The 22,945-nt window shown below is 73.1% G+C and carries 27 protein-coding genes and 1 tRNA gene; 18 read left to right on the top strand and 10 right to left on the bottom strand.

Annotated elements, in window-relative coordinates; translation table 11 throughout:
* The first annotated feature begins 1 nt into the window (after nt 1).
* From HNR12_RS16565 to HNR12_RS16540, 6 genes are all read left to right on the top strand, one after another.
* Nucleotides 2-1,363 carry a glycosyltransferase 87 family protein gene (locus tag HNR12_RS16565; RefSeq protein ID WP_338119777.1) on the top strand — a complete coding sequence of 454 codons (1,362 nt, stop codon included), beginning with the start codon at nt 2-4 and terminating at the stop codon, nt 1,361-1,363.
* Nucleotides 1,364-1,453: 90 nt separating this feature from the next.
* On the top strand, nt 1,454-1,744 hold the full coding sequence (gene rpsF, locus HNR12_RS16560; RefSeq protein WP_179768345.1) for a 30S ribosomal protein S6: 291 nt from the start codon (nt 1,454-1,456) through the stop codon (nt 1,742-1,744).
* Nucleotides 1,745-1,817: 73 nt separating this feature from the next.
* Nucleotides 1,818-2,408 (top strand): single-stranded DNA-binding protein, encoded by a 591-nt coding sequence (locus HNR12_RS16555; protein WP_179768343.1) that lies wholly within the window; start codon nt 1,818-1,820, stop codon nt 2,406-2,408.
* 75 nt (nt 2,409-2,483) lie between these two features.
* Nucleotides 2,484-2,720 carry a 30S ribosomal protein S18 gene (gene rpsR / locus HNR12_RS16550; RefSeq protein ID WP_017595522.1) on the top strand — a complete coding sequence of 79 codons (237 nt, stop codon included), beginning with the start codon at nt 2,484-2,486 and terminating at the stop codon, nt 2,718-2,720.
* A gap of 20 nt (nt 2,721-2,740) precedes the next feature.
* Complete coding sequence (gene rplI / locus HNR12_RS16545) at nt 2,741-3,187, top strand: 50S ribosomal protein L9 (RefSeq protein WP_179768341.1); 447 nt, start codon at nt 2,741-2,743, stop codon at nt 3,185-3,187.
* 187 nt (nt 3,188-3,374) lie between these two features.
* The gene (locus tag HNR12_RS16540; protein WP_179768340.1) at nt 3,375-4,196 is read left to right on the top strand and encodes a peptidoglycan recognition protein family protein; all 822 of its coding nucleotides are present in this window, start codon (nt 3,375-3,377) and stop codon (nt 4,194-4,196) included.
* Nucleotides 4,197-4,210: 14 nt separating this feature from the next.
* Here HNR12_RS16540 and HNR12_RS16535 read toward each other — a convergent pair whose 3' ends face one another.
* Nucleotides 4,211-5,590 (bottom strand): MATE family efflux transporter, encoded by a 1,380-nt coding sequence (locus HNR12_RS16535; RefSeq protein WP_179768338.1) that lies wholly within the window; start codon nt 5,588-5,590, stop codon nt 4,211-4,213.
* Nucleotides 5,591-5,929: 339 nt separating this feature from the next.
* On the opposite strand from HNR12_RS16535, the gene dnaB reads away from it, so the two are divergent.
* A complete protein-coding gene (gene dnaB / locus HNR12_RS16530; RefSeq protein WP_308118538.1) occupies nt 5,930-7,843 on the top strand; it encodes a replicative DNA helicase in 1,914 nt (637 codons plus the stop codon).
* A gap of 311 nt (nt 7,844-8,154) precedes the next feature.
* On the opposite strand, the gene HNR12_RS16525 is transcribed toward dnaB, so the two are convergent.
* The gene (locus HNR12_RS16525) at nt 8,155-8,670 is read right to left on the bottom strand and encodes a DoxX family protein (RefSeq protein WP_179768337.1); all 516 of its coding nucleotides are present in this window, start codon (nt 8,668-8,670) and stop codon (nt 8,155-8,157) included.
* Nucleotides 8,671-8,754: 84 nt separating this feature from the next.
* On the opposite strand from HNR12_RS16525, the gene HNR12_RS16520 reads away from it, so the two are divergent.
* The 3 genes from HNR12_RS16520 (at nt 8,755) to HNR12_RS16510 (ending at nt 11,187) form a co-directional block, all read left to right on the top strand.
* Complete coding sequence (locus tag HNR12_RS16520; protein ID WP_179768335.1) at nt 8,755-9,378, top strand: TetR/AcrR family transcriptional regulator; 624 nt, start codon at nt 8,755-8,757, stop codon at nt 9,376-9,378.
* 100 nt (nt 9,379-9,478) lie between these two features.
* The gene (locus tag HNR12_RS16515; protein ID WP_179768333.1) at nt 9,479-10,009 is read left to right on the top strand and encodes an SRPBCC family protein; all 531 of its coding nucleotides are present in this window, start codon (nt 9,479-9,481) and stop codon (nt 10,007-10,009) included.
* A gap of 92 nt (nt 10,010-10,101) precedes the next feature.
* Nucleotides 10,102-11,187 (top strand): Gfo/Idh/MocA family protein, encoded by a 1,086-nt coding sequence (locus tag HNR12_RS16510; protein ID WP_179768331.1) that lies wholly within the window; start codon nt 10,102-10,104, stop codon nt 11,185-11,187.
* 740 nt (nt 11,188-11,927) lie between these two features.
* Here the strand turns inward: HNR12_RS16510 and HNR12_RS16505 are convergent.
* Nucleotides 11,928-12,413: an Lrp/AsnC family transcriptional regulator gene (locus HNR12_RS16505; protein WP_179768329.1), complete on the bottom strand. Its 486-nt coding sequence runs from the start codon at nt 12,411-12,413 to the stop codon at nt 11,928-11,930.
* A 107-nt stretch (nt 12,414-12,520) separates the two neighbouring features.
* Between HNR12_RS16505 and HNR12_RS16500 the strand changes: the two genes are divergently transcribed.
* The gene (locus HNR12_RS16500) at nt 12,521-12,934 is read left to right on the top strand and encodes a DUF2000 domain-containing protein (RefSeq protein WP_179768327.1); all 414 of its coding nucleotides are present in this window, start codon (nt 12,521-12,523) and stop codon (nt 12,932-12,934) included.
* A 169-nt stretch (nt 12,935-13,103) separates the two neighbouring features.
* On the opposite strand, the gene HNR12_RS16495 is transcribed toward HNR12_RS16500, so the two are convergent.
* The 5 genes from HNR12_RS16495 to upp all read right to left on the bottom strand — a co-directional run bounded on the left by HNR12_RS16495 (nt 13,104) and on the right by upp (nt 15,680).
* The gene (locus tag HNR12_RS16495; protein WP_308118539.1) at nt 13,104-13,322 is read right to left on the bottom strand and encodes a hypothetical protein; all 219 of its coding nucleotides are present in this window, start codon (nt 13,320-13,322) and stop codon (nt 13,104-13,106) included.
* 244 nt (nt 13,323-13,566) lie between these two features.
* Complete coding sequence (locus HNR12_RS16490) at nt 13,567-14,085, bottom strand: PH domain-containing protein (protein ID WP_179768324.1); 519 nt, start codon at nt 14,083-14,085, stop codon at nt 13,567-13,569.
* A 14-nt stretch (nt 14,086-14,099) separates the two neighbouring features.
* The gene (locus HNR12_RS16485; RefSeq protein WP_179768322.1) at nt 14,100-14,264 is read right to left on the bottom strand and encodes a hypothetical protein; all 165 of its coding nucleotides are present in this window, start codon (nt 14,262-14,264) and stop codon (nt 14,100-14,102) included.
* 154 nt (nt 14,265-14,418) lie between these two features.
* The gene (locus tag HNR12_RS16480) at nt 14,419-14,640 is read right to left on the bottom strand and encodes a three-helix bundle dimerization domain-containing protein (RefSeq protein ID WP_179768320.1); all 222 of its coding nucleotides are present in this window, start codon (nt 14,638-14,640) and stop codon (nt 14,419-14,421) included.
* A 401-nt stretch (nt 14,641-15,041) separates the two neighbouring features.
* The gene (gene upp / locus HNR12_RS16475; protein ID WP_179768318.1) at nt 15,042-15,680 is read right to left on the bottom strand and encodes a uracil phosphoribosyltransferase; all 639 of its coding nucleotides are present in this window, start codon (nt 15,678-15,680) and stop codon (nt 15,042-15,044) included.
* Between the two features lie 310 nt (nt 15,681-15,990).
* On the opposite strand from upp, the gene HNR12_RS16470 reads away from it, so the two are divergent.
* The 4 genes from HNR12_RS16470 to HNR12_RS16455 all read left to right on the top strand — a co-directional run bounded on the left by HNR12_RS16470 (nt 15,991) and on the right by HNR12_RS16455 (nt 17,680).
* A complete protein-coding gene (locus HNR12_RS16470) occupies nt 15,991-16,494 on the top strand; it encodes a tRNA adenosine deaminase-associated protein (RefSeq protein ID WP_179768317.1) in 504 nt (167 codons plus the stop codon).
* Between the two features lie 81 nt (nt 16,495-16,575).
* Nucleotides 16,576-17,070, top strand: coding sequence for a tRNA adenosine deaminase-associated protein (locus HNR12_RS16465; RefSeq protein ID WP_179768316.1), 495 nt, complete (start codon nt 16,576-16,578; stop codon nt 17,068-17,070).
* Nucleotides 17,071-17,102: 32 nt separating this feature from the next.
* A complete protein-coding gene (locus HNR12_RS16460) occupies nt 17,103-17,582 on the top strand; it encodes a nucleoside deaminase (protein ID WP_179768315.1) in 480 nt (159 codons plus the stop codon).
* Nucleotides 17,583-17,592: 10 nt separating this feature from the next.
* Nucleotides 17,593-17,680, top strand: a tRNA-Ser gene (locus HNR12_RS16455).
* Nucleotides 17,681-17,773: 93 nt separating this feature from the next.
* On the opposite strand, the gene HNR12_RS16450 is transcribed toward HNR12_RS16455, so the two are convergent.
* Nucleotides 17,774-18,502, bottom strand: a complete 729-nt coding sequence (locus HNR12_RS16450; RefSeq protein WP_179768313.1) for a Mut7-C RNAse domain-containing protein — start codon at nt 18,500-18,502, stop codon at nt 17,774-17,776.
* Between the two features lie 68 nt (nt 18,503-18,570).
* The gene (locus HNR12_RS16445; protein WP_179768311.1) at nt 18,571-18,927 is read right to left on the bottom strand and encodes an STAS domain-containing protein; all 357 of its coding nucleotides are present in this window, start codon (nt 18,925-18,927) and stop codon (nt 18,571-18,573) included.
* Between the two features lie 313 nt (nt 18,928-19,240).
* Here HNR12_RS16445 and HNR12_RS16440 point away from each other — a divergent pair, with 313 nt between their 5' ends.
* The 3 genes from HNR12_RS16440 to HNR12_RS16430 all read left to right on the top strand — a co-directional run bounded on the left by HNR12_RS16440 (nt 19,241) and on the right by HNR12_RS16430 (nt 22,914).
* Nucleotides 19,241-19,681, top strand: a complete 441-nt coding sequence (locus HNR12_RS16440) for a hypothetical protein (protein ID WP_179768309.1) — start codon at nt 19,241-19,243, stop codon at nt 19,679-19,681.
* Nucleotides 19,682-20,134: 453 nt separating this feature from the next.
* Nucleotides 20,135-21,595, top strand: a complete 1,461-nt coding sequence (locus HNR12_RS16435; protein ID WP_179768308.1) for an alanine racemase — start codon at nt 20,135-20,137, stop codon at nt 21,593-21,595.
* Entirely contained in the window at nt 21,592-22,914 is a 1,323-nt protein-coding gene (locus tag HNR12_RS16430) for a pyridoxal-phosphate dependent enzyme (protein WP_179768307.1), read from the top strand. Before HNR12_RS16435 ends, HNR12_RS16430 begins: the two co-directional genes overlap by 4 nt.
* The last annotated feature ends 31 nt before the right edge of the window (nt 22,915-22,945 follow it).

Here is a 22,945-nt window from a genome sequence, read left to right as displayed (position 1 = left end):
GGTGAGTTCTGCTGAGCGGGCCGGCGGCGCTGCCGCCGGCCCGCCTTCTGTGTCCCCCGAGGCGCGCCGCACCACCCTGTGGCTGGCCGCGCTCGGGGCCCTCGGTGCCGTGGCGGCCTACCTCGCGAAGTGGCCGTGCCGCTTCGGCGGGGCCTGGAGCGACGGCACCCAGTACGCCGCCGGCTGCTACAGCGACGTCTTCCCGCTGTACTTCCGCGACGCCCTCGACTCCGGCTCCGTCCCCTACCTCGACGTCCCCACCGAGTACCCGGTGCTGACCGGCGGGCTGATGTACGCGATCGCCCGCGGGGTCTCCTGGCTGCCCGACGAAACGGCCCGCGCCCTGGGCTACTTCGACCTCACCGCCGCCGTCATGGGCGTGTGCCTGGTCGCCACCGTGCTGGGGATCGGCCACATCGCCGGACGCGGCGGGATCGCCCCCGTGCCCGGCGCCGCCTTCCGCCCGCGCGCGGCCCTGCTCGCGGGCGGGCTCGTGGCGCTGGCGCCCGCCGCCGTGCTGACCGGGCTGATCAACTGGGACCTGCTCGCCGTGGCCCTGTTCACCGGCGGGCTCGTGGCCTACGCGCACGGCCGGCAGTGGAGCGCCGGCGCCCTCTTCGGGCTCGCCACGGCGGCGAAGTTCTACCCGTTCCTGGTGTTCGGGCCGCTGTTCGTGCTGATGGTGCGCGAGCTGGTGCGCCGCGAGGGCGGTCCCGGCGCGGTCACCGTGGGCGGGTTCCTGCGCCCGCTGGCCGCCGGCGCGCTGGCCTGGGGCGCGGTCAACCTGCCGGTGTACCTGGCGGCACCGCGCAACTGGGCCACCTTCTTCACCTTCAGCCAGGAGCGCGGCACCGACTGGGGCTCCCTCTACTACGCCCTGGGCGGGTACGGCGTGTTCCCCTCGGGCGACCTGGACCTGGTCAACGCCACCGGCATGGCGACCCTGGTGGCGGCGTGCGCCGGGGTGGCGGCGCTGGCGGTGCTCGCGCGCCGCCGTCCGCCGCTGGAGCAGCTGGTGCTGCTGGTGGTGGCGGCGTTCCTGCTGACCAACAAGGTGTGGTCGCCGCAGTTCGTGCTGTGGCTGCTGCCGCTGGCGGCGCTGGCCTGGCCGCGCCGGCTGCCGGCCGCGCCGGCGCTGGTGGTGTTCGGCCTGTGGCAGCTCGCCGAAACCGGCTACTTCTTCGGCATCTGGCAGCACCTGCTCTGGGTGACCCAGCAGGGCGGCACCGCGGTGCCGGGCTCGGGCACCGGGCTCGACGTCGGCGCCTACTCGCTGCTGCTGCTGGGCCGCTGGACCACCGTGCTGGCGGTGTGCGTCCTGACGGTTGTGGACAACCTCCGCGGCGGCCGCTCCACGGTGTGACGACTGGTAGCCTTGGCGTTTGTCTGGCTCAATGCCCTCCTGCCATGGAGAGACCATGGCCGCGACAGTCCAGAGGAGGTACGAACGCCTATGCGTCGTTATGAAGTGATGGTCATCCTCGACCCCAGTCTCGACGAGCGCACTGTGTCGCCGTCGCTGGAGCAGTTCCTCGGAGTCGTCCGCAACGACGGCGGCTCGGTCGAGAAGGTCGACGTCTGGGGCAAGCGCCGTCTCGCCTACGACATCGCCAAGAACTCCGACGGCATCTACGCGGTCATCGACCTCACGGCCGAACCCGCCACCGTCAAGGAGCTCGACCGCCAGCTGAACCTCACCGAGGCCGTCCTGCGCACCAAGGTCCTGCGGCCCGAGGTGCACTGACCCGCCCGCGGCGCCCATCCGCCGGCGTCCCCGCTCATACGCCTGATCCGACTACCTAACCCGGAGCCAACCCATGGCAGGCGAAACCCAGATCACGCTCGTCGGCAACCTCGTCGACGACCCTGAACTGCGATTCACCCCCAGCGGGGCCGCGGTCGCCAACTTCCGCGTCGCCTCGACCCCGCGCACCTTCGACCGCCAGAGCGGCGAGTGGCGCGACGGCGAGTCGATGTTCCTCACCTGCTCGGTGTGGCGTCAGTACGCCGAGAACGTCGCCGAGAGCCTGCAGCGCGGCATGCGCGTCATCGTGCAGGGCCGCCTCAAGCAGCGGTCCTACGAGACCAAGGAAGGTGAGAAGCGCACCGTCTTCGAGATCGACGTCGAGGAGGTCGGCCCCGCGCTGCGCAGCGCCACCGCCAAGGTGACCAAGGTGCAGCGGCAGGGCGGCCAGGGCGGCGGCGGATTCGGCGGCGGTGGCGGATTCGGCGGCGGTGGCGGCTACGGCGGTGGCGGCGGCCAGGGCGGCGGCTACGGCAACCAGGGCGGCGGCTTCGGCGGCCCCCAGGGCGGCCGTTCCGGTCCCCCCGCCGACGACCCGTGGGCGACCAGCGGCGGCGGTGGCTTCGGCGGCGGCGGCGGGTTCTCCGACGAACCCCCGTTCTAGCCGGGGCGCACCGCACACCCCTGTCCGATTGACCATCCCCGGGTGTTCCCGGGGCTCTTGCAAAGGAGCACCACGATGGCGAAGCCGGCAGCGCGCAAGCCCAAGAAGAAGGTTTGCCTGTTCTGTCAGGAGAAGCTGTCCTACATCGACTACAAGGACACCACTCTGCTGCGCAAGTTCATCTCCGACCGCGGCAAGATCCGCGCGCGTCGGGTGACCGGCAACTGCACGCAGCACCAGCGCGATGTCGCGACGGCGATCAAGAACGCCCGCGAGATGGCGCTGCTGCCCTACACCAGCACCGCTCGCTAACGGGGTAAGGAGGTTTTGTCGTGAAGCTGATTCTGACCCAGGAGGTCACCGGCCTCGGCGCCCCGGGCGATGTGGTCGAGGTGAAGGACGGCTACGGCCGCAACTACCTGCTGCCGCGCGGGTTCGCCATCCGGTGGACCCGGGGCGGGCAGAAGCAGATCGACTCGATCCGCCGCGCCCGCGCCGCACGCGACATCCGCAGCCTGGACGACGCCCAGCAGGTGGCGGGCCGGCTGAACTCGCTCAACGTCAAGCTCCAGCAGCGCGCCGGTGACGGCGGGCGGCTGTTCGGGTCGGTCACCGCGGCCGATGTCGCCGACGCCGTGAAGGCGTCCGGCGGCCCCGAGGTCGACAAGCGCCGGATCGAGATCCGCAACCCGATCAAGTCGGTGGGCGACCACAAGGTGCAGGTGCGCCTGCACCCCGAGGTCACGGCCACCATCAAGCTGCAGGTGCAGGGGGTCTGACCCGCCGCACCGGGCCCGCGGCCCCGGCCCCCGCGAGGGGACCGGGGCCGTCGTGCGTCCGGACCCGCGCCCGCGACCGCCCCGCCGCGCCCGAACACGCCTGATTTCTCTGGGTTGTCAATTCGTCACGCTGTGTAGCCTATCTTGTCCTGTGGGTCTGGAACTCCACAGGAAGGATGTGGCCGCTATGTGCAGCTATGAGGGGGCACCGGGGCGGCCGGGTGTGCCGCGCCGCAGTGTCCTTCGGGGAGCCGCCCTGGCGGCGGGCGGAGCTCTGCTGGGCGGGGTCGCCGGCCTCGCGGCCCCGGGCGCGGCGCTCGCCATGGAGGAGCCGCGCATCTACACCCGGAGCGAGTGGGGCGCGCGCTCGCCCAAGCGCGCCGCCACGGTGCTGTCGCAGGCGCCCGACCTGATCGTCGTGCACCACACGGCCACCGCCAACAGCACCGACTACTCCAAGAGCCACGCCGCGGCGCTCTCCCGGTCGATCCAGAACCACCACATGGACACCAACGGCTGGGACGACACCGGCCAGCACCTCACCATCAGCCGAGGCGGCTACGTCATGGAGGGGCGCAACCGGTCGCTGCCGGCCATCCGGGCGGGCGACCACGTGGTGGGCGCGCACACCGCCGACCACAACTCCCACACGGTGGGCATCGAGAACGAGGGCACCTACACCTCCGCCGAGCCCACCCGGGAGCTGCTGAGCGCGCTGATCGAGACCTGCGCGTGGCTGTGCCTGGTCTACGGGCTCAGCCCGTCGAGCGCCATCGTCGGCCACCGCGACTTCAACGCCACGAGCTGCCCGGGCGACAGCCTGTACGCCATGCTGCCCCGGCTGCGCACCGACGTGGGGGCGCGGCTGCGCAGCCTGGAGGCGCGGCTGGTGCTGCGCGACGAGGCCGACCTCCCCGAGGAGCACCTGCCCACCTACCCGCGGGTGCCGGTGGACGAGCGCGCGGTGGAGTTCTACCACGGGCCGGCGCTGGGCTCCGGAGAGTCCTGAGGACCCGTCCGGGTTCAGGGGCGCGCGGCCCCGGCCACCAGCCAGGCCCCGCCGCGCGCCCGCGCGCCCAGCGTGATCCCGCGGGCCAGGATCCACACGGCGAACGCGATCCACAGCCAGGTGAGCCCGTGCGGCGACCCCGCGGGCAGCGCGTAGCGCACCAGGGCCGCGCACGGCAGGAACGCCAGCATCGTCCAGAAGCTCGCCCAGGCCAGATAGCGCTGGTCGCCGGCGCCCATGAGGATGCCGTCGAGGACCATGACCACACCGCTGAGCGGCTGCAGCAGCGCCACCACCAGCAGGGCCGACAGCAGCAGGCCGTGCACGTGGGGGTCGTCGGTGAAGGGCAGCGGGGCCCACGGCCGCAGCGCGAGCGTCAGCACGGCGAACACCACCCCGGCGAACACGCCCCACTCGACCATGCGGCGGGTGGCCGCGCGGGCGCCCGCGATGTCGGAGGCGCCAAGGTAGCGGCCGATGATGGCCTGCCCGGCGATGGCGATCGCGTCCAGGGCGAACACCAGCAGCGACCAGATCTGCGTGGCCACCTGGTGCGCGGCGAGTTCGGGGTCGCCCAGGCGGGCGGCCACGGCGGTGCTGACCAGCAGCACGACGCGCAGCGAGACCGTGCGCACGAACAGCGCGAACCCGGCGGTGGCCGAGGCCCGCAGCCCGGCCAGGCTGGGCGCCAGCCCGACCCCGTGGCGGCGGGCGGCGCGCACGACGACCACCAGGTAGGCGCCGGCTCCGGCGGTCTGGGCGATGACCGTGGCCCACGCCGAGCCGGCGATCCCCCAGTCCAGCACCAGCACGAACCACGCGCACAGCACGATGTTGGCGACGTTGGTGCCCACCGCCACCAGCAGCGGCGTGGTGGCGTCCTGCAGGCCGCGCAGCACACCGGTGCCGGCCAGGATGACCAGCAGCGCGGGGGTGCTCAGCAGGCTGATCCGCAGGTAGACCACGGCGTAGGGGGCGACTGCGGGTGAGGCGCCCAGCGCCTGGACCAGCCAGGGCGCCGCCGGGTAGCAGACCGCCACGATGGCGGCGCCGATCAGCACGGCCAGCCACAGGCCGTCGACGCCGCTGCGCAGCCCGGCCGCGGTCTGGCCGGCGCCGAAGCGGCGGGCCACGGCCGAGGTGGTTCCGTAGGCCAGGAAGACGCACAGGTTGGCCAGGGTGAGCAGCACCTGGCCGGCTACGCCCAGTCCGCCGAGCGCCTGGGTGCCCAGCGTGCCCACGATGGCGGAGTCACTGAGCAGGAACAGCGGCTCGGAGACCAGGGCGAAGAAGCTGGGTACGGCGAGCCGCAGGATCTCGCGGTCGTGGGTGTGCCGGAACGGCGGGGCGGGCAGCGCGCCGCGCAGGCGGGACAGGGCTGGCTTCACGGGCATGGCACTGCGACAATACCGGACACGTGTTCGAGGCTGTGTGCACAGGTTATCCACGGCTCGCGAGCAGCCTGTGGATAACCTGTGGAAAGCGGGCTGTGAACTTTCTTTCGCGCACAGCCGGTGCATAAAGTCTTTGCAGGTCAGAATGGGTGTATGCGACCTGTGAATTAGTTGTCCACAGGTGTTGTGCACAAGCTATCCGCAGGATGGCCTGCCTTCGTCCACAGGATCTCCCCAGCGCTGTCCACAGGCCGCTTTGCGCCGCGGGTGCTCCAGTCGCGACAATCCAAGCCCGGGCATGCTGGACATGTTCGCGAACGTGAAGCAGGGGGAGTCCACGTGAGCGTCGCCGACCTACCGCCGGAGAACACCGGCGCCGGCTTCGAGCGCACACCACCGCACGACATCATGGCCGAGCAGAGCGTGCTGGGCGGCATGCTGCTGTCCAAGGAGGCCATCACCCAGGTGGTCGAGATCGTGCGGTCCGCCGACTTCTACCGGCCGGCGCACCAGACCATCTTCGACGCGGTGGTCGACCTGTTCTCGCGCGGCGAGCCGGTCGACGCGATCTCGGTCAACGCCGAACTCACCAAGCGCGGCGAGATCACCCGGGTTGGCGGCGCCCCCTACCTGCACACCCTCACCGAGGCCATCCCCACCGCGGCCAACGCCGGGTACTACGCCCGGATCGTCGCCGACCGCGCCGTGCTGCGCCGCCTGGTCGAGGCGGGCACCCGGATCGCGCAGATCGGCTACGCCGGCGACGGCGACGTCGACGACCTCGTGGACCACGCCCAGGCCGAGATCTTCCGCATCGCCGAGAAGCGCACCGGCGAGGACTACCTGCCGCTCAGCGACATCATGCCGGGCGCGCTCGACGAGATCGAGGCGATCTCGGCCCACGACGGCTCGCTGACCGGCGTGCCCACGGGGTTCACCGACTTCGACGCGCTCTCCAACGGCCTGCACCCCGGGCAGATGATCATCATCGCCGCGCGTCCGGCCGTCGGCAAGGCGCTCGCGCTGGACACCCCGCTGCCCACCCCCGAGGGCTGGACCACCATGGGCGAGGTCGCCGTGGGCGACCGCCTGCTGGCGCCCGACGGCAGCCCCACCCCGGTGGTCGCGGCCACCGAGGTCATGACCGGCCGCCCCTGCTACGAGCTGCGCTTCGACGACGGCACCACCGTGGTGGCCGACGCCGAGCACGAGTGGCCCGTCCTGGCGGGCGACCGGGCGAGGCGGGGCGAGCGCGTCGAGCTGTGCACCACCGCGCGGCTCGCGGCGTGGCTGGCCGACACCGGTGGCGCCTGCGGCCCGGTCGTCGCGGCGCCGGGCGGACCCGCCCTCCCGGCCGCTCCACAGCCTGTGGACACCGCGGGCGCGGCCGCCGCGCACCGCGCCGGTGCCCTCCGTGCGGCCGGCGGCGTGGCCACCGCGCCCCGGCGGGCCGCCGTGCGCCGGGTGACCGGTGCGCGGCGCGTGCCCAGCGTGCCGGTGCGCTGCGTGCAGATCGACCACCCCGACCACCTCTACCTCGCCACCCGGGCGCTCATCCCCACCCACAACTCCACCCTCGCGCTCGACTTCGCGCGGGCGGCCTCGATCAAACACCAGCTCACCAGCGTCTTCTTCAGCCTGGAGATGGGCCGCAACGAGATCGTCATGCGGCTGCTGTCGGCCGAGGCGCGGGTGCCGCTGCACACCATGCGCTCGGGGCTGATGACCGACGACGACTGGGCGCGGCTGGCCCGGCGCATGGGCGAGGTCGCCAGCGCGCCGCTGTTCATCGACGACTCCCCGAACCTGTCGATGATGGAGATCCGCGCCAAGTGCCGGCGGCTCAAGCAGCAGCACGACCTCAAGCTGGTCATCGTCGACTACCTCCAGTTGATGAGCTCGACCGGCCGCGTCGAGAGCCGCCAGCAGGAGGTCTCGGAGATGTCGCGGTCGCTGAAGCTGCTGGCAAAGGAGCTGGAGGTGCCGGTCATCGCGCTGTCCCAGCTCAACCGGGGGCCCGAGCAGCGCACCGACAAGAAACCCCAGGTCAGCGACTTGCGCGAGTCCGGAAGCATCGAGCAGGACGCGGACATGGTCATCCTGCTCTACCGCGAGGACGTCCACGAGAAGGAGTCCCCGCGCGCCGGCGAGGCCGACCTCATCGTGGCCAAGCACCGCAACGGCCCCACGGCCACCGTCACCGTGGCGTTCCAGGGCCACTACAGCCGCTTTGTCGACATGGCGCCGGGCTGACATGCCGACACGGCGCCGTCCCCGCCGGACCGGCGGGGCGGCCGCTCGGGGCGCCGGGGCATCATGGCGGCCTGGATCCGGTCCTGCCCCGCACCGGCTGAGCGGTCGGCACCCCGGCACGCACCGCCCTGGCGGAGGAGTGCGCCGCGTAGGGCTTCAGCAGGCGGCCGCCGGTGGACCGGCTGCTCCCCGGGCGAGGAGTGCGCCGCGGCGGCCCGGCGCCCGCGGCACAACGGAGCGGCCCCGCGCCGTCGGGTCGACGGTGCGGGGCCGCTGTGCGAATGCCGTGTCGCGAGGTGCCGCGCGCCCCACTAGGCGCGCTCGGCAGCGGCCGCCTTCGGGGCGGGCTTGGCGGCGAGGCCGCGCGGCCAGGCCACCCAGCCCATCAGGCCGATGTAGAGCAACTGCTCCAGCAGCCGCGGCACCAGCGGGGTCGCCGGGTCGCCGGCCAGGGGCACCTCGTTCAAAGCGGCGTAGGCGTTGGCCGGGAACATCAGCACGAACAGCAGCGCCAGGCAGGCGGCGGCCGACCGCCGGGTGCGCGGCCACACCAGGCCCGCGGCGCCGGCGAGTTCGAGCACGCCCGTGGCGTACACCAGCAGCTCCGGGTACGGCAGCTGCGGCGGGACCATGGCCACCATGTCGGCGTGCGTGGGCATCACCGTCACCGACGGCGGCACGAAGTGCGCGCTCGCGGTGAGCAGCAGCATGGCGGCCATGCCGTGGGCGGCGCTGTCCCGCCAGGTGGCGAAGCGGCGCACCCCCAGCGCGCCGAGCCCGCGGAACGCCGCCGTGGACGCCCCCAGCGCGATCAGTGTCACGTTCATGTCTCCCCCTCCGAACTTGTCACTGTCTAGTTTGCCCCGATCGGGCAATCTTGTCAATGACTAGATCTGGGGTAGGCTGCTGTCATGCCAGAACGCACCGGTTACCACCACGGGGACCTGCGCCGGGCGCTGCTCGACGCCGCCGTCGAACTGATCGCCGAGCGGGGCACGGCCGCCGTCAGCCTGCGCGAACTGGCGCGCCGCGCCGAGGTCTCGCACGCGGCCCCCGCCCACCACTTCACCGACAAGGCCGGGCTGTTCACCGCGATCGCCGTCGACGGCTTCCGCATGCTCGCCGACTCCCTCGCGGCGGCCGAACGGGCGGGGGAGGTGCCCGAGCCCGTCGACCCCGACAACCCCTCGGGCGCGCTCTACGAGATGGGCCTGCGCTACGTGCGCTTCGCGCTGGAGCACCCCGGCCACTTCGACGTCATGTTCCGCTCGGAGCTCTACCACGCCGACGACCCGGAGCTGGCCGCCGCCTCGGCGCGCGCCGCGGCCCTCCTTGAGACGGCCGTCCCCGGGGGGCCCGGCGGTCCGCGCACCCCCGCCTACACGCTGGCGGCGTGGTCGGCGGCCCACGGGTTCGCCGTGCTGTGGCGCGAGGGCGTCGTCGACACGTCAATGCGCGGCGACGACCCCGAGAAGCTCTTCCGCCAGGTGGCGGCGGTGCTCTTCCACGGCTACACCACCACCCCCGCCGGCTGAGACCCCGGCACCGGCGGACGGTGGGGAGGGGGCCGGTGCGCCCGCGGCGGCGCGCCTCGGGCACACTTTCCTCACATTCGCCGGGCACCGGGAGAATCGGATGCGCTACGCCGAAGGCCCCTCCACCGAACGCGAGACCACCGTCGCCGCGCCGCCGCAGCGGGTGTGGCCGCTGGTCACCGACATCGCGCTGCCGTGCGCCTACAGCCCCGAACTGTGGAAGGTCGAGTGGCTGGCCCCCGCCACCGGCCCCGCCGAAGGCGCGCGGTTCGCGGGGTTCAACCGCCACCCCCGTATCGGCGAGTGGCGGACCGTGTCCGAGATCGTCGAACTGAAGGCGGAGAGCACGTTCGCCTGGGCGGTGCTCGACGTGGACGGCCGGTTCGGCCCGCCCATGCGCACCGCCGCCGCGCCGATGGCGCTGTGGCGGTTCACCCTGGAGCCTCGCGGCGGCGGTACGCTGCTGCGCCAGTCGGTCCGCCTGGGCCCCGGCCCCTCCGGGCTGAGCGTGGTGATCGACCGCATGCCCGAGCGCGAGGAGATGCTGGTGGCCCACCGGCTGGACGAACTCGCCAACGGCATGGCGGCCGTGCTGGAGGGCCTGCGCCTCCGGGCCGAGACCGGCCCCTGAGCCGGTCGGCGGATCCGGTCAGTGCCACCGCACCGCCGCACCCGGTCGAAAACCCGTTGCGGACAGTGGCCGCGCCCCGCCACCATGCCCGCATGGAGCGCAACGAGGCGCGGGGTCGGCCCCGCATTGGCGTGGTCGGACTCCGGCGCGGGCTGCATATGGCCGAGCACTGCCCCCGGGTGGGCCTGGAGGTGGTCGCCGCCTGCGACCTCGACCCGCAGTGCCGGGCGCAGGCCGCGCCGCGGCTGCCGGGCGCCGCCGTCGCCGAGCGCTGGCAGGACCTGCTGGGCACCGACCTCGACGGCGTCATCCTCGCCAACGACTTCGACGCCCACGCCGAGCCCGCGGTCGCCTTCCTGGAGCGCGGCGTGCACGTGCTCTCCGAGACCGCCGCCTGCGCCGGGGTGGAGGAGGGCCGCCGGCTCATAGCGGCCGCCGACGCCTCCGCCGCCACCTACTCCTTCGCCGAGAACTTCGTCTTCCACCCGCACGTGCGGCTGCTGCGCGCGGCCGTCGAGTCCGGCGAGATCGGCCGCCCCGTTCTGGTGGAGGCCGACTACCTGCACGGGATGGCACCCGAGGCGGTCGACGCCCTCGTGGGCGACCCCGCGCACTGGCGCGGGCGCATCGCCGCGACCGCCTACTGCACCCACACCCTCTCACCCGTCCTCGCGGTCACGGGGGCGCGGCCCCTCGACGTCGCGGCCCACACGGTGGACGGCGACCGTCCCGACTCGGCGGCGGTGCTGGTCGTGCGGCTGTCCACGGGCGCCCTCGCGGTGACCCGGCACGGGTTCCTCCAGGGCGAGCCGGACAGCCACTGGAGCTGGGTCTCGGCGCGGGGCACCCGCGGCCTGGCGGAGTCTGTGCGGGCGCCGGGGGAGCGGTCCTGGTCGCTGCGGGTGCGCACCGAGGCGTGGGCCGCGCCCGGCGGCGTGCCGCGCGAGGAGGAGCGCACCCCGCCGCCGCTGGAGATCGGGGGCGGCGTCGTGCCGCGGGCGGACGAGGGCACGGTGCTGGTGCTGGAGGCGTTCCGCGCCACGATCGCCGACGGCGCGCCGCCCGCGGTCGACGTGCGCGCGGCCGTGGCGGCGTCCCTGGTCGGCGTCCTCGGCGCCGAGTCGCTGGCCAAGGGCTCGGCCCCGGTACCGGTGCCCGACCTCGGAGCCGCCGACTGACACCGCGCCGGGACACCCGACGCGCCGAAGGCGGGGGGTCGGGTGGCGGTGATCGGTTCGGCCGTTGCTGGTTGGGGTGGCGACGGGGCGGCGAAGGCGGTGGGTGGCTGGGCCCGGCGGAACCGGCGCCGGCGGCGGGTGGCTGGCCCGCGTCGGTGGCGCCGAGGGCGGTGGGGGAGGGCCGGGCGGAGACCGGTGCTGGTGTCGGGAGTCGAGGTTCGGAGGGGCGGCCCGGGGAGCGGCCGCGCGTGCCGGTCGTCCGCTCAGCCGCGGTTCGACGGGGCCCGGTGGCGGGTGGCCGCCGCGAGCGGTCGTTTGTTCCGTATGTCCACTTTGGAGTGGCGACGGGGCGGCCCAGTGGGCTTGGCGGCTCGTTATGCCCACGATGTGAGACGACAGGCGAGCTCCCCGGGGGTGCTAGGGGTGGAATGCCCGTTTCAGAGAGTGACGATCGTGCGGTTCCGGCCGCCTGGGTGACCGCACGTGCGAGATCGTCCCGCCTTCAGCGAATTTGTCTCATAAGGTGAGACGAAGGCGGGAAGTAAGCGGTTTCCGGACACTGCGCGGGGACCGGAGCCCAACCGCTCAGCGGGCCGCTCATCGCCGGACCCACCCACCTGCCGCCCTCGGCGCCCCGCCCTCGCCCCCATCTCCCATCCCCACCCGCCTGCGGACGGCTGCCGACTCGGCCGCGGATGGATTTGTCGACAAATCGACATTCCGCGACCCGGCCCCTCCGCTCAGTCCGGTGCCGAGGCCGCCCCGGCCGTCTCGGGCAGTCGGCCGACCACCGGGTTGCGGGTGCTCTGGAAGATCACCGAGGTCCGGAACCCGGCGATCTCCTTCCTCTTGCTCAACTCGTCCAGCAGGAACGCGTGCAGCCGGTCGAGGTCCTGCACCGCCACGTGCAGCACGAAGTCGTCGCCGCCCGCCAGCACGAAGGCCGACAGCACCTCGGGCAGCACGCTGACCTCCTCCTTGAACCGCACGATGACCGGCCGGCTCAGCGGGCGCACCTGGATCGACACCAGCGCCTGCACACCGCGGTTGAGGGCGGCGAGGTCGACGTCGGCGTGGTAGCCGCGGATCACGCCGCGCCGGGTCAGCGAGCGCACCCGCTCCAGGCAGGTCGAGGGCGCCACCCCCAGCCGGCGGGCGAGTTCGCGGTTGGACTGGCGCGCATCCGTTTGGAGTAGCCGGATGATCTCCGCATCAAGTTCGTCCATGTCCATAGTATGACGCGAATTCCGACCGAACGTTCGATTCGGAGTGGCTGAGACCGTCCGTATGTATAGGTTCTCCCGCGTACGCCGATCACTTGGGGAGGCGCGCAATGGCGCTGCGGACGAAGCTGGTACTGGTCGTGGACGAGACGCTGCCGATGGCCCACGCCGTGAACGCGGCGATGGTCACCGGGCTGGCTCTGGGCGGGCGGCTGCCGCACCTGCTCGCCGCCGACGGCAAGGACGCCTCGGGCGGGGTGCACGCGGGGCTGAACCCCAACCCGGTACCGGTCCTGACGGCCGGCTCCGCCGACCTGCGGGCTCTCGCCGAGGCGGCGCGCGCCGACGACGAATTGACCGTGGTGGGGTTCAACGAGGTCGCCCGGCGCAGCCGCGACTACGCGGCCTACCTCGACGCGCTGGCGCTGACCCCCGCCGAGGAGGTCGACTACGTCGCGGTCGCGGTGTTCGGGCCGCGCAACCGGGTCAACCCCCTGACCAAGCGGCTGCCGCTGCTGCGCTGAGGCGCGGCCCCCGCCGCGCGAGGGAGCGCCGCCGGGCGGGGGCGCGGACCGAGCGGGCGTGCGCGCCGATGGCATGGGAACGGCCAAGGGGCGCGCACGACCGAGGGGGCCGACCGCGTGCGCGGTCGGCCCCCTCGGCGCAGGGCCCTGCCCTGCGAGTGCCCGGGATTTAGATCCAGCGGGCCTCCGGCCGCGTGCGGCCGGTTTCGTCGGTGACCAGCTCCCAGGTCAGCAGCGGCCGGTCGGAGGCGACGGCCTCCGCGGCGACGCGCGGCTGGGGCATGGCTGCGGCTGCGGTGCGGGCTTCACCGCTCCGGCGCCGCAGCACGCTGGTGCGCGTGCGGCGCGGGGCCTTGGCGGTACGGCCGACCTGCGTCGCCGGGCTCACCGGGTTCACCATGGCGGCACCCCCTCGTTCGTTCTTAAGAAGTCTTAAGTTAACCCGTCGTTCACCTTGGCGTCAATTCTGATTCGCCTGACAGGTGGGGGTTTGGGCCGGTCCGGGCGGGATTTTGCCCCCGTTGACAAGGGCGGACGCCGCGAAGGTGAACAACAGGTGAACAAAAAGAAGCGCCCGCCTGTCGGCGGGCGCTGGGGTCAGCGTGGGTCCACGACCGTTACCGGCTGCCCGGTTACTCGTTCGGATCCTTGAAGATCAGCCCGACCACCTCAAGGTAGAGCTGCTCGGGATAGGGCACGAAGTTGATCCTGCTCAGCGCCTGGTCCTGACCGGCCGACTCCATGACGAAGGTGCCGTAGCCCAGGAACCGCCCGAGCAGGGTGCGCTCGAAGCGCATGTCCGTGACCTTGCCCAGGGGCATCATGTTCACCTGGCGGGTGATCAGCCCCTGCGTCAGCAGCAGCCGCTGCGACGTGATGACGAAGTAGTCGACCGACCACCCGGCCACCCGCCAGACGAACCACACCAGGATGAGCAGCCACACCCACCAGATGACCGCCAGCACGGCGGCGCTGGAGGCGACGACGGTGTTGCTCAGGATGCCCGCGATGATGAGCGCGCCGAGCACCGCCGCGACCGGCCCGATCAGCACCGCGGGGTGCCGACGGATGGTGACGACGTCCTGTTCGTAGGGCAGAAGGTAGCGGTTGACCGAGGCCGGAGCCCGGTTCGGCGGTGCGACGAGCCTCATGGCCGCCTGGTCCTTTACGCGCTCAGGGTGTTGACGAAGCGGGACAGCGACTCAGCGGCGGACATGAGCCCCCCCACGCCGGTCTGGATGACGCCCGCCGCGCTTTCCGGCTGCGTGAGTAGATAAAACGCGACGAAAGCGATGAGGGCATACCCCAACCACTTCTTCAACCTCGCCATGACCGACTCCCCACGAATGCTGGTGACCCACTGACCCAAGCTGATTGTTACACCGACATTCAGACCCGTAAAGCCAGATGCCCGTAATCGGCGTGGCGTTCGGGGCGGAACGGATGTGGTACCGATCACGGCACCGCGCCGGCGGGGCGGGTGCTCACCGGCGCTCGGCGAAGGCGAGGGCGAGAACCTGCAGGTGCTGGCGGGCGATGCGCTCCACGAGGTCGGCGGTGGCGCGGCCGGTGACGTCGAGGGCGCCCTGGCGCGCCGCGTCGACGCATCTGGTGACGGTGGCGGGATCGTGCACACCGGTGAACTCGGCGTTCAGCCGGTCGACAACGGGGGAGAGGTCGCGCGGCGGGCTGATCTTGTCCGGCATCTCACTCCTTGAGGGGTAAGGGTGATCGGTTGCGCTGTGTACCCGGGTACAGGCGCTCGGTAACCACCCTCGGGGTCAAGATTGTACGTCGGGGCGGACGTGGTGTTCACGGGGGGAGGGTCGGTGCTGGGTGTCCGTCGGGCGAACTGGGGTTATGCGCGTGGGATGGTCGGCTCGTGGCTCATTACCATGATCGCCCTAATGTGTCACGACTCCGTCTCGGAATGAATTCGGCTGTCGCAAACCACGGGCTTCGGCATGCGCGGAACGCGGGGGCAGGGTCGGGTGAGCCTCGTGCGACCTACGGCCGTTGATTCCCCCTTTTCGGACGTTCATTCCTCCGTTTTGAGATTGATACAAAAAACGCGGCCAACGCCGCGCGGTCCGGAGGCGGGCCGGGATCAGACGCTGCCGTAGAGGCGGTCGCCGGCGTCGCCCAGCCCGGGCAGGATGAACCCCTTCTCGTTGAGGCGGTCGTCGATGGCGGCGGTCACCACGCGCAGCGTCGCGGCGGGCTCGCCGACCTTTTCGGCCAGGGTGCGCAGGCCCTCGGGCGCGGCCAGAAGGCAGATCGCCGTGACGTGGTCGGCCCCGCGCTCCACCAGGAGCCGCATCGCCGCCGCCAGCGTGCCGCCCGTGGCGAGCATGGGGTCCAGGACGTAGCACTGCCGGCCGGACAGGTCGTTGGGCAGGCGGTCGGCGTAGGTGGCCGGGCGCAGGGTCTCCTCGTCGCGGGCCATGCCCAGGAACCCGACCTCGGCGGTGGGCAGCAGCCGGGTCATGCCGTCGAGCATGCCCAGCCCGGCGCGCAGGATGGGCACCACCAGGGGGGTGGGACGGGTGAGCTGCACGCCCGTCATCGGCATCAGCGGTGTGTCCACCGTCACGTCGGCCACGCGAACGTCGTGGGTCGCCTCGTAGGCCAGCAGCGTCACCAGTTCGTCCGTCAGCCGGCGGAAGGTCGGGGAGTCGGTGCGGACGTCGCGCAGCGTTGTCAGCTTGTGCGCGACGAGCGGGTGGTCGACGACCAAGGTGTCCATTGGGCACTCCGATGAGCTGGGGAAACGATGGGGAATCGGCGTCTGAGTCTATCGACGCGCGCGTTGCCTGCCGCCGGGCGAGCGCGGGGCGGCGCCCCCGGGCCGGCGCCGCCGCCCGCGACGGGGTTGGCCATATCGTTCTGCCGGGCACCGGATGTCCGTTCTAATAGGACCTGTGAGCGCCGACTTCTACCACGAGGACGATTCCCTCCGGGGAAACCGGGCCGCGGACGACCGCGACCGCTACGATGACGCCGCGCCGGACGATCTGCGATCCTGGCCCGATCACAGCCGGGCTGGTGGGGTGACGATGACGGAACTCGAACTGAGCGACGACGACGGAAGCGGCGACTTCGCCGCGGTCGCCTACCGCGAGGAGAACTACTGGGACGTCTACCTGCTGCCGGTGGCACTCACCCAGGACTTCAAGGGCGTGCTGCACGCCCTGCGCCAGCAGCCCAGCATCAGCGGCGCGATCGGCCTGCTGTCGATCGGTGACGACTTCTTCGTCATCGTGCGCGTCTACGGCGACGACGTCAGCCTCTTCCTCTCCGACGTCACCGCCTCGGTCGACTGGCAGGTGGCGCGCGACGTTCTGGAGTACCTGGACATCGACGTCCCCGACGACGAGGACCTCGACCAGGTCCTGCCCGCCGGCGACATGTCGATCCTGGCCGACCTCGGCCTGGACGAGATGGAGTTGGGCGCGCTCGCCGGCGACCTCGACCTCTACCCCGACGAGGTGCTGGCCAGCATCGCCGAGCGGATCGGATTCCAGCAGGCGTTCCAGCGTGCCGTCGACTCGATGGGGTAGGGACTCCTACCGATCGGTCTAGGACCACGGCGGGCCGCCCCCACGGCCCGTCCGACGCCCGCGAGAGGGGACGGGAGAGCGGTGGCGATCTTCTCAGCGGTCTTCTGCCGCGGCCAGGACGACGAGTGGAGGGGTGTCGGCGTCGAGGGCGACCTCGCCGAGGCCGCCACCATCGACGACATCGCCGACACCATGCGCGACGTCTCCGGCGCCGCGGCCGAGGGCACCATGGTCCTGCTGGTGGAGGCCGACGACGAGTGGTTCGCGGTCGTGCGCGTGGACGACCACACCGACCCCCGCGTCTTCCTCTCCGACGTGCGCGTGGTGCACGAGCACCCCGTCGCCGCGCTGCTGCAGCAGAGCGGCGGCATCGAGGCCCCCGAGCAGACCGAGGGCACCGGGCAGAAGCCCTACCCCGTGCCGGGCGGCGACACCGAACTGCTCGCCGACATCGGCGTTCCGGCGGGCGACCTGGTGTCGCTGACCACCAGCGAGGGCCTGCTGCCCGGCGACGTGCTCGCCGAGATCGCCGAGCGCGCCGGCTTCGCCGAACCCCTGGACGCGCTGCGGCTGTAGCCGCCGCCCCCGTGGAAGAGGACCCCGCCGGCATGACCCGAGCCGAGATCGACGCCGCGCTGCGCCTGGCGCTCGCCGAGAGCGCGCGCACCGCCGAGAGCGGCGACGTCCCGGTGGGCGCGGTGGTCCTCGACCCCGGGGGCGCGGTGATCGGCACCGGCCGCAACCGCCGCGAGGCCGACGCCGACCCCACCGCCCACGCCGAGGTGCTGGCCCTGCGCGCGGCGGCGCGCGCCCGCGGCGAGTGGCGGCTGGCCGGCTGCACCCTGGCGGTCACCCTGGAGCCCTGCACGATGTGCGCGGGCGCCGCCGTGCTGGCCCGTGTGGACCGCGTGGTCTACGGCGCCCGCGACCCCAAGGCCGGCGCGGCCGGCTCCCTCTGGGACGTCCTGCGCGACCGCCGCCTCAACCACCGCCCCGAGGTGGTTCCGCCCGACCTCGTCTCGCCCGGCGTCGCCGACGCCTGCGCCGCCGTGCTGACCGAGTTCTTCGCACGCCGGCGCATCCGGTAACATGGTCGGCGGTGGAGTCGCCTAGTGGCCGATGGCGCTCGCCTCGAAAGCGAGTAAGGGGCAACCCTTCGTGGGTTCAAATCCCACCTCCACCGCCACATCCGCCCGTTCACCCAGGTGAGCGGGCGGTTTTTTCGTGCCCGGTCCCGGCCGCCGCGCCCCGCCGCGCGTTCACCGCGCACGCAGGCGCCTCAGCCGGCCGCCGCGGCGACCACCGACTCCGCGGTGCGGACCACGTCGGCCAGGCGGGTGTGGTGGGCGCCGGGCCAGTAGACCCGGCCGCAGGACCGGCACCGGCTGAAGGTGTCGTGGCTGCGGCGGGTGCCGGGCTCCACGAGGTGGGCCACCGTCTCCTTGGCGGCGGGTGCCACGTCGCCGTTGCACGCCGGGCAGCGCGTCCAGGGGGCCAGCGGCGGCGCGAAGCGGCCGAGGACGTCGCGGAACTGGTCGTCGGGGTCGTGGCCGTGCACGTAGGCGCCTGCCGTGAGCGCGCGGCGGTGCAGCAGGCGGCGGTCCTGGGTGAGCAGGGCGCGCCGCTCGGCGTTGGCGATCTCCACCAGCGTGTCGTCGTCGAGGTCGTTGGCGTAGGCGGTGTCGACGCCGACCAGCCGCAGGCGGCGGGCGAGCGCGCCCAGGTGGACGTCCAGCACGAAGCGCGGCGCGAACGGCAGCCGCTGCGGGCGGCGCACGCCGGCGACCTCGACCGTGTCGCCGGGCGCGGGCCGGTGGGAGTCGGGCACGGCGCGCCCGCCGACCGACAGCCGTCCCACCTCGGTGAGCGGCACGCCCAGTGCCTGCACGAGGTGGCCGAGCGTGGCGGTGGGGTCGTGGGGTGCGCGCACCTCGCCGTGCCGGTGGGCGTGGGGCAGGAAGAAGCGCAGGTCCGCCGCGAACCGCAGGCGCACTCCGGGCCGGTCCATTCCTCCAGGATGCCAGACGCCCGCCGGGTCGCCCGGCGGGCGCGGCCGCGGCCCGTATCAGGCCGGTGTCACCCCGCGGTGGGCCGGGGCGGTGCGGCCTCGTGCAGGCTGCGGTAGACGGGCATGAGCCGGTCGATCTGGCAGATCTCCAGCACCCTGCGGACCGCGCGGTTGGGGGCGGCGACCCGGATGCGGCGGCCGGCGGCGTGGGCGGCGCGCTGGGCGTCGACGAGCACGTGCACCGCGGCGGAGTCGCAGAAGACGGTGTCGGTCATGTCCACGATGAGGGTCCCCGGCGCCGTCTCCAGCAGGGCGGTCAGCCGGTTCAGCAGTTCGGCGCGGTTGTAGACGTCGATCTCCGCGGGCATCGCGGCCACGACGGGCCGGGAGCGGGAGTGGAGCGAGGTTGCGAATGCCGTGACCATACGACCGGTGTCCCTTGGATCCGAAAGCAGGAGGAGAGGCCAGTGGGCCGGACCGGACCGCCGGTTCGGCGGCCTTTCTCCTGTCTACCAACCGGCCGCTCAAGCCATGGCAAACGCCGGTTATGGATCGGCCATGAACGGGGGTGTCGGGCGGTTCACAGTGAATTCGATGTTTGGCGCGCCCTGTGGCGGGCAGCGAAACCATGGGTCCGGAGGCGCGGCCCCAAAGTACGGAGACCGACCATTTCGGCGGTCGTCCGCCAACCGCTTAGTCCCATCCTCGGAACGGGCATCGGCTTCCGGCAGGTGAGTGATGAAACAACCCACGCAGATCGTCGCCAAGGTCGACTACATCGCGCGCGGCGCCATTGTGACCGTGCCGCAGAGCATCGAGCCGTGGCACTGCATGTGCCTTCGCGGCCAGCTCCTCTGGCTCCTCAACGAGCGCATCGAGGAGCTCGTCATCGACTTCAGCCCCACCATCTCCTGCGCCCCCGGCATCGGCGAGGTCATCGAGCGGGTGCACACCCGCACCCAGGCGCACGGGGTGCGGCTCTCCCTCGTCCTGGGTCCCGACTCCGCCGCCGCGCGGGCGCTGCACGGCACCGGCCTGACCCGCCTGCTGCGCGTCCACTCCGACCGCGCCGAGGCCGAGGACCACCTGTACCGCGCCGCGGGCGCGCGGGCCGCCGCGCGCGGCTCGGGGCCGCTGCCCGCCCCGCGCGACCCCGGAGTCGTTCCGCAGGCGTCCTGACCCCCGACCCCCCGCCCCCGCAGGTCCTCACCCCCGTCCTCTGCGGCGCCCGGCCCGCCGGCGCCGCCGCGGCGTGCGCACGTCCGGGCCACCCGGGTCCGCAGGACCCCCGTGTCGGGCCGCCTTCCGGGGCGCGGCGCAGCGGGTCCGGTGGCACCGGTCCGCGCCGCGCCCTGCGGGCGGCACCGGTGCCCGCCTGCCCGCCCTTTCCACCGGCTCAACCGGTTTCCCGCGCGCTGCGGCGGGGCGCGCGCCGCCGTGCCATCCCGCTCCCGCGCGCGCAATGCCGCGGGAAACGCGCGCGGCGGGCCGCCCCTTTTCCCCGGACGCACCAAAACACACCGGCCTTTGCCGGAATCGCCGGTGTGGCGTACCGCAAAGCGTAAATATCCGGTAAAGCGGGAAGAAGTGCTAGCGGGCCGCTGTGCGGACAGGGGAAGGGGCACGCCCTGAATGGATCCGACGCCGCTGTACCTGGAACCCCGCCTGGACGATCCGCTGGCGTCGCTGGTGGAATCCGCGGAGTTCCTGCACACGCTCACCGACGCACTCGGATCCCCGCTCAACATCGTGGTCCCCGACCAGGCCGCGGCCAATGTCGAGCGGTTCCGCGCGGTGTTCCGCCGGCACAGCCTCGGCGGTGAGATCTGCTTCGCGCACAAGGCCACCCGCTCCAGCGCCCTCGTGCGGCGCCTGGCGGCCACCGGCGCCGGAATCGACGTCGCCTCGCTCGGCGAACTCCAGCACGCGCTGGGCGCCGGGTTCACCGGCGACCGGATCGTGGCCACCGGGCCCAAGGACCCCGAATTCCTGTGGCTGGCCGCCCGCACCGGCGCCGTGGTGCACCTGGACGGCCTGGCCGAGCTGGACGGGCTGGCCGAACTCGTCCGCAAGCACGGCCTGCCGCGCGTGCGCGTGCTGGCGCGGCTGTCCGGGTTCGCCTCCACGGGCGTGCGCGTGCTCAGCCGGCGCAGCCGGTTCGGCGTGCCCGCCGCCGGACTCGACCGCCTGCTCGACGCCCTGGAACGCCACCGCGACGCCGTCGAGCCGATCGGCACCGCCTACCACCTCGACACCACGAGCCTGGACGAGAAGGCGCTGGCCTTCGAGGGCTGCCTGGTGGCGCTGGACGCCCTGCGCCGCCGCGGGTTCTCCCCGCGCGCCGTCGACATCGGCGGCGGGTTCGGCACCGGCTACCTGGCCGACGGCGCGCAGTGGGAGCGCTACACCACCGAGCTGCGCCGCGCCGTCCTGGGCGAGCGCCCGCCGCTGACCTGGGGCGGCCACGGCTACGGCCTGCGCGCCGAGGGCGGCACCCTGCGCGGCGCGCTGGGCCTCTACCCCGCCCACCGGCCGCTTTCGGGCCCCGACTACCTCGACCGGCTGCTCGCCCGCACCGCGCCCGGACTCGGCCGCGGCCTGGGCGCGCTCCTCCTCGACAGCCTCGGCGACCTGCGGATCGCGCCCGGCCGCGCGCTGCTGGACCAGTGCGGGATCACCCTCGCCGCCGTGGCCGAGGTGCGCCGCGAGGACTCCGGCGACACCGTGGTGCGCCTGGCCGCCAAGGCCGACGACATCGGCCTGGAGGACCACGGCGTGCTCGTCGACCCGGTGGTGGTGCCGCGCGCGCCCGCCGCCGACCCCGCGCCGGCGGCCGTCTACCTCACCGGCAGCCTGTGCCTGGAGTCCGACCTCATCACCCGCAGGCTGGTCCACCTGCCGCGCCTGCCCCGGCCGGGCGACCTCCTCGCCTTCGCCAACACCGCCGGCTACTGCATGGACTTCGGCGCCACCCGCGCCCAGGGCCGCCCCGGCGCCCGCAAGGTCGCCGTCCACCGGGACGCGGGCCGCTGGCAGTGGTGCCTGGACGACCGCTACTGGCCGATCGGCCGCACGGGAGGCACGCCGGCATGAGATACGACAGCATCACCGACGCCATCGGCGACACCCCGCTGGTGCGGATCGCCCCCGAGGTGCACGGGCTGCGCAACATCGACCTCTACGCCAAGCTGGAGATGCTCAACCCGTTCGGCTCGGTCAAGGACCGCGCCGCCTGGAACATGGCCCGGCACCGGATCGCCGACGCCCAGGCGCGCGGGGCCACCGTCGTGGAGCTGTCCAGTGGCAACACCGCCAAGGCGCTGGCCGTCATCGCGGGCATGCACGGCCTGCGGTTCAAGAGCGTCACCAACCGCATGCGGGTGCCCGAGATCAAGGACCTGCTCCTGCTGCTGGGCGCCGAGATCGAGGAGCTGCCCGGGCAGACCGAGTGCCTGGACCCCGACCTCGCCGACGACCCGCTCACCGCCGTGCACCGCGAGCTGACCGCCATGGGCGACGCCCACCTGCACACCGACCAGTACTTCAACGAGCGCAACACCGAGGCGCACGCGGCCGGCACCGGGCCCGAGATCATCGCCGACCTCGACGGCCGGGCGCCCGACTGGTTCATCGCCTGCGTGGGCACCGCCGGGTCCTCCACCGGGGTGGCGCGGGTGCTGCGCGCCCACGACCCCGGGGTGCGGGTGGTCGGGCTGGTCGCCGGGAAGTCCGACTTCATCCCCGGCATCCGCGACATCGACGAGGTCCGCGAGGTCGGCCTGTTCGACCCGGCGGCCTACGACGCGATCGACCCGGTCAGCACCGACGACGCCGTCGACGGCATGGTCACCCTGATGCGCCGCTGCGGCATCCTGGCCGGTCCCACGGGCGGCGCCGCCTACACCGGCGCCGTGCGCCGGCTGCGCGCGGTCGACGACACGCTGACCGGGCGCGCCACGGCCGTGTTCATCGTCTGCGACCGGAGCGAGAGCTACCTCGGCTACGTCCGGCGCCACCGCCCCGAGCTGTTCGACCGCGCGGCCGCCGACCCCAACACCGTGGCGTCGGTGAGCGCCGCCGAGGCGAGGTCGGCGGCGGCGCTGGACCCCGCGGCGGCGCGCGAGTGGATCGCCCGGCGCCGGCCCACCGTGGTCGACCTGCGCAGCCCGTTCGCGTTCCGCGCCCTGCACATCGAGGGCTCGATCAACATCGTGGACGAGGTCTTCGGCGAGCTGGTGCGCGGCGGACTACCGTTCGGCCGGCGCCAGCCGGTGCTCCTGGCCTGCCCGGTGGGCGAGCAGTCCGCGCGCTACGCCGCGCTGCTGGCGCGCATGGGCCACGAGGAGGTCTACAGCCTGGCCGGCGGGATCATCGGCTGGCGCGACGCGGGCGCGCCGCTGGTCGCCGACTGAAGGGCGCCGCGCCGCGGGCGGCGGCGAGCGG

Source organism: Streptomonospora nanhaiensis (genome assembly GCF_013410565.1).
GTDB lineage: Bacteria > Actinomycetota > Actinomycetes > Streptosporangiales > Streptosporangiaceae > Streptomonospora > Streptomonospora nanhaiensis.
This window is presented reverse-complemented; position numbering and strand designations above follow the sequence as displayed.

Excerpts from the sequence above, each read along its gene's own strand:
- HNR12_RS16540 (WP_179768340.1), top strand. The coding sequence starts at position 3,375 with ATGTGCAGCTATGAGGGGGCACCGGGGCGGCCGGGTGTGCCGCGCCGC.
- HNR12_RS16445 (WP_179768311.1), bottom strand. The coding sequence starts at position 18,927 with ATGGTCACGGCATTCGCAACCTCGCTCCACTCCCGCTCCCGGCCCGTC.
- HNR12_RS16520 (WP_179768335.1), top strand. The coding sequence starts at position 8,755 with ATGCCAGAACGCACCGGTTACCACCACGGGGACCTGCGCCGGGCGCTG.
- HNR12_RS16510 (WP_179768331.1), top strand. The coding sequence starts at position 10,102 with ATGGAGCGCAACGAGGCGCGGGGTCGGCCCCGCATTGGCGTGGTCGGA.
- HNR12_RS16535 (WP_179768338.1), bottom strand. The coding sequence starts at position 5,590 with ATGCCCGTGAAGCCAGCCCTGTCCCGCCTGCGCGGCGCGCTGCCCGCC.
- HNR12_RS16480 (WP_179768320.1), bottom strand. The coding sequence starts at position 14,640 with ATGCCGGACAAGATCAGCCCGCCGCGCGACCTCTCCCCCGTTGTCGAC.
- HNR12_RS16515 (WP_179768333.1), top strand. The coding sequence starts at position 9,479 with ATGCGCTACGCCGAAGGCCCCTCCACCGAACGCGAGACCACCGTCGCC.
- rpsR (WP_017595522.1), top strand. The coding sequence starts at position 2,484 with ATGGCGAAGCCGGCAGCGCGCAAGCCCAAGAAGAAGGTTTGCCTGTTC.
- HNR12_RS16500 (WP_179768327.1), top strand. The coding sequence starts at position 12,521 with ATGGCGCTGCGGACGAAGCTGGTACTGGTCGTGGACGAGACGCTGCCG.
- rpsF (WP_179768345.1), top strand. The coding sequence starts at position 1,454 with ATGCGTCGTTATGAAGTGATGGTCATCCTCGACCCCAGTCTCGACGAG.
- HNR12_RS16460 (WP_179768315.1), top strand. The coding sequence starts at position 17,103 with ATGACCCGAGCCGAGATCGACGCCGCGCTGCGCCTGGCGCTCGCCGAG.
- HNR12_RS16525 (WP_179768337.1), bottom strand. The coding sequence starts at position 8,670 with ATGAACGTGACACTGATCGCGCTGGGGGCGTCCACGGCGGCGTTCCGC.
- upp (WP_179768318.1), bottom strand. The coding sequence starts at position 15,680 with ATGGACACCTTGGTCGTCGACCACCCGCTCGTCGCGCACAAGCTGACA.
- HNR12_RS16470 (WP_179768317.1), top strand. The coding sequence starts at position 15,991 with ATGACGGAACTCGAACTGAGCGACGACGACGGAAGCGGCGACTTCGCC.
- HNR12_RS16440 (WP_179768309.1), top strand. The coding sequence starts at position 19,241 with ATGAAACAACCCACGCAGATCGTCGCCAAGGTCGACTACATCGCGCGC.
- HNR12_RS16450 (WP_179768313.1), bottom strand. The coding sequence starts at position 18,502 with ATGGACCGGCCCGGAGTGCGCCTGCGGTTCGCGGCGGACCTGCGCTTC.
- HNR12_RS16555 (WP_179768343.1), top strand. The coding sequence starts at position 1,818 with ATGGCAGGCGAAACCCAGATCACGCTCGTCGGCAACCTCGTCGACGAC.
- HNR12_RS16435 (WP_179768308.1), top strand. The coding sequence starts at position 20,135 with ATGGATCCGACGCCGCTGTACCTGGAACCCCGCCTGGACGATCCGCTG.
- HNR12_RS16430 (WP_179768307.1), top strand. The coding sequence starts at position 21,592 with ATGAGATACGACAGCATCACCGACGCCATCGGCGACACCCCGCTGGTG.
- HNR12_RS16485 (WP_179768322.1), bottom strand. The coding sequence starts at position 14,264 with ATGGCGAGGTTGAAGAAGTGGTTGGGGTATGCCCTCATCGCTTTCGTC.
- HNR12_RS16490 (WP_179768324.1), bottom strand. The coding sequence starts at position 14,085 with ATGAGGCTCGTCGCACCGCCGAACCGGGCTCCGGCCTCGGTCAACCGC.
- HNR12_RS16505 (WP_179768329.1), bottom strand. The coding sequence starts at position 12,413 with ATGGACGAACTTGATGCGGAGATCATCCGGCTACTCCAAACGGATGCG.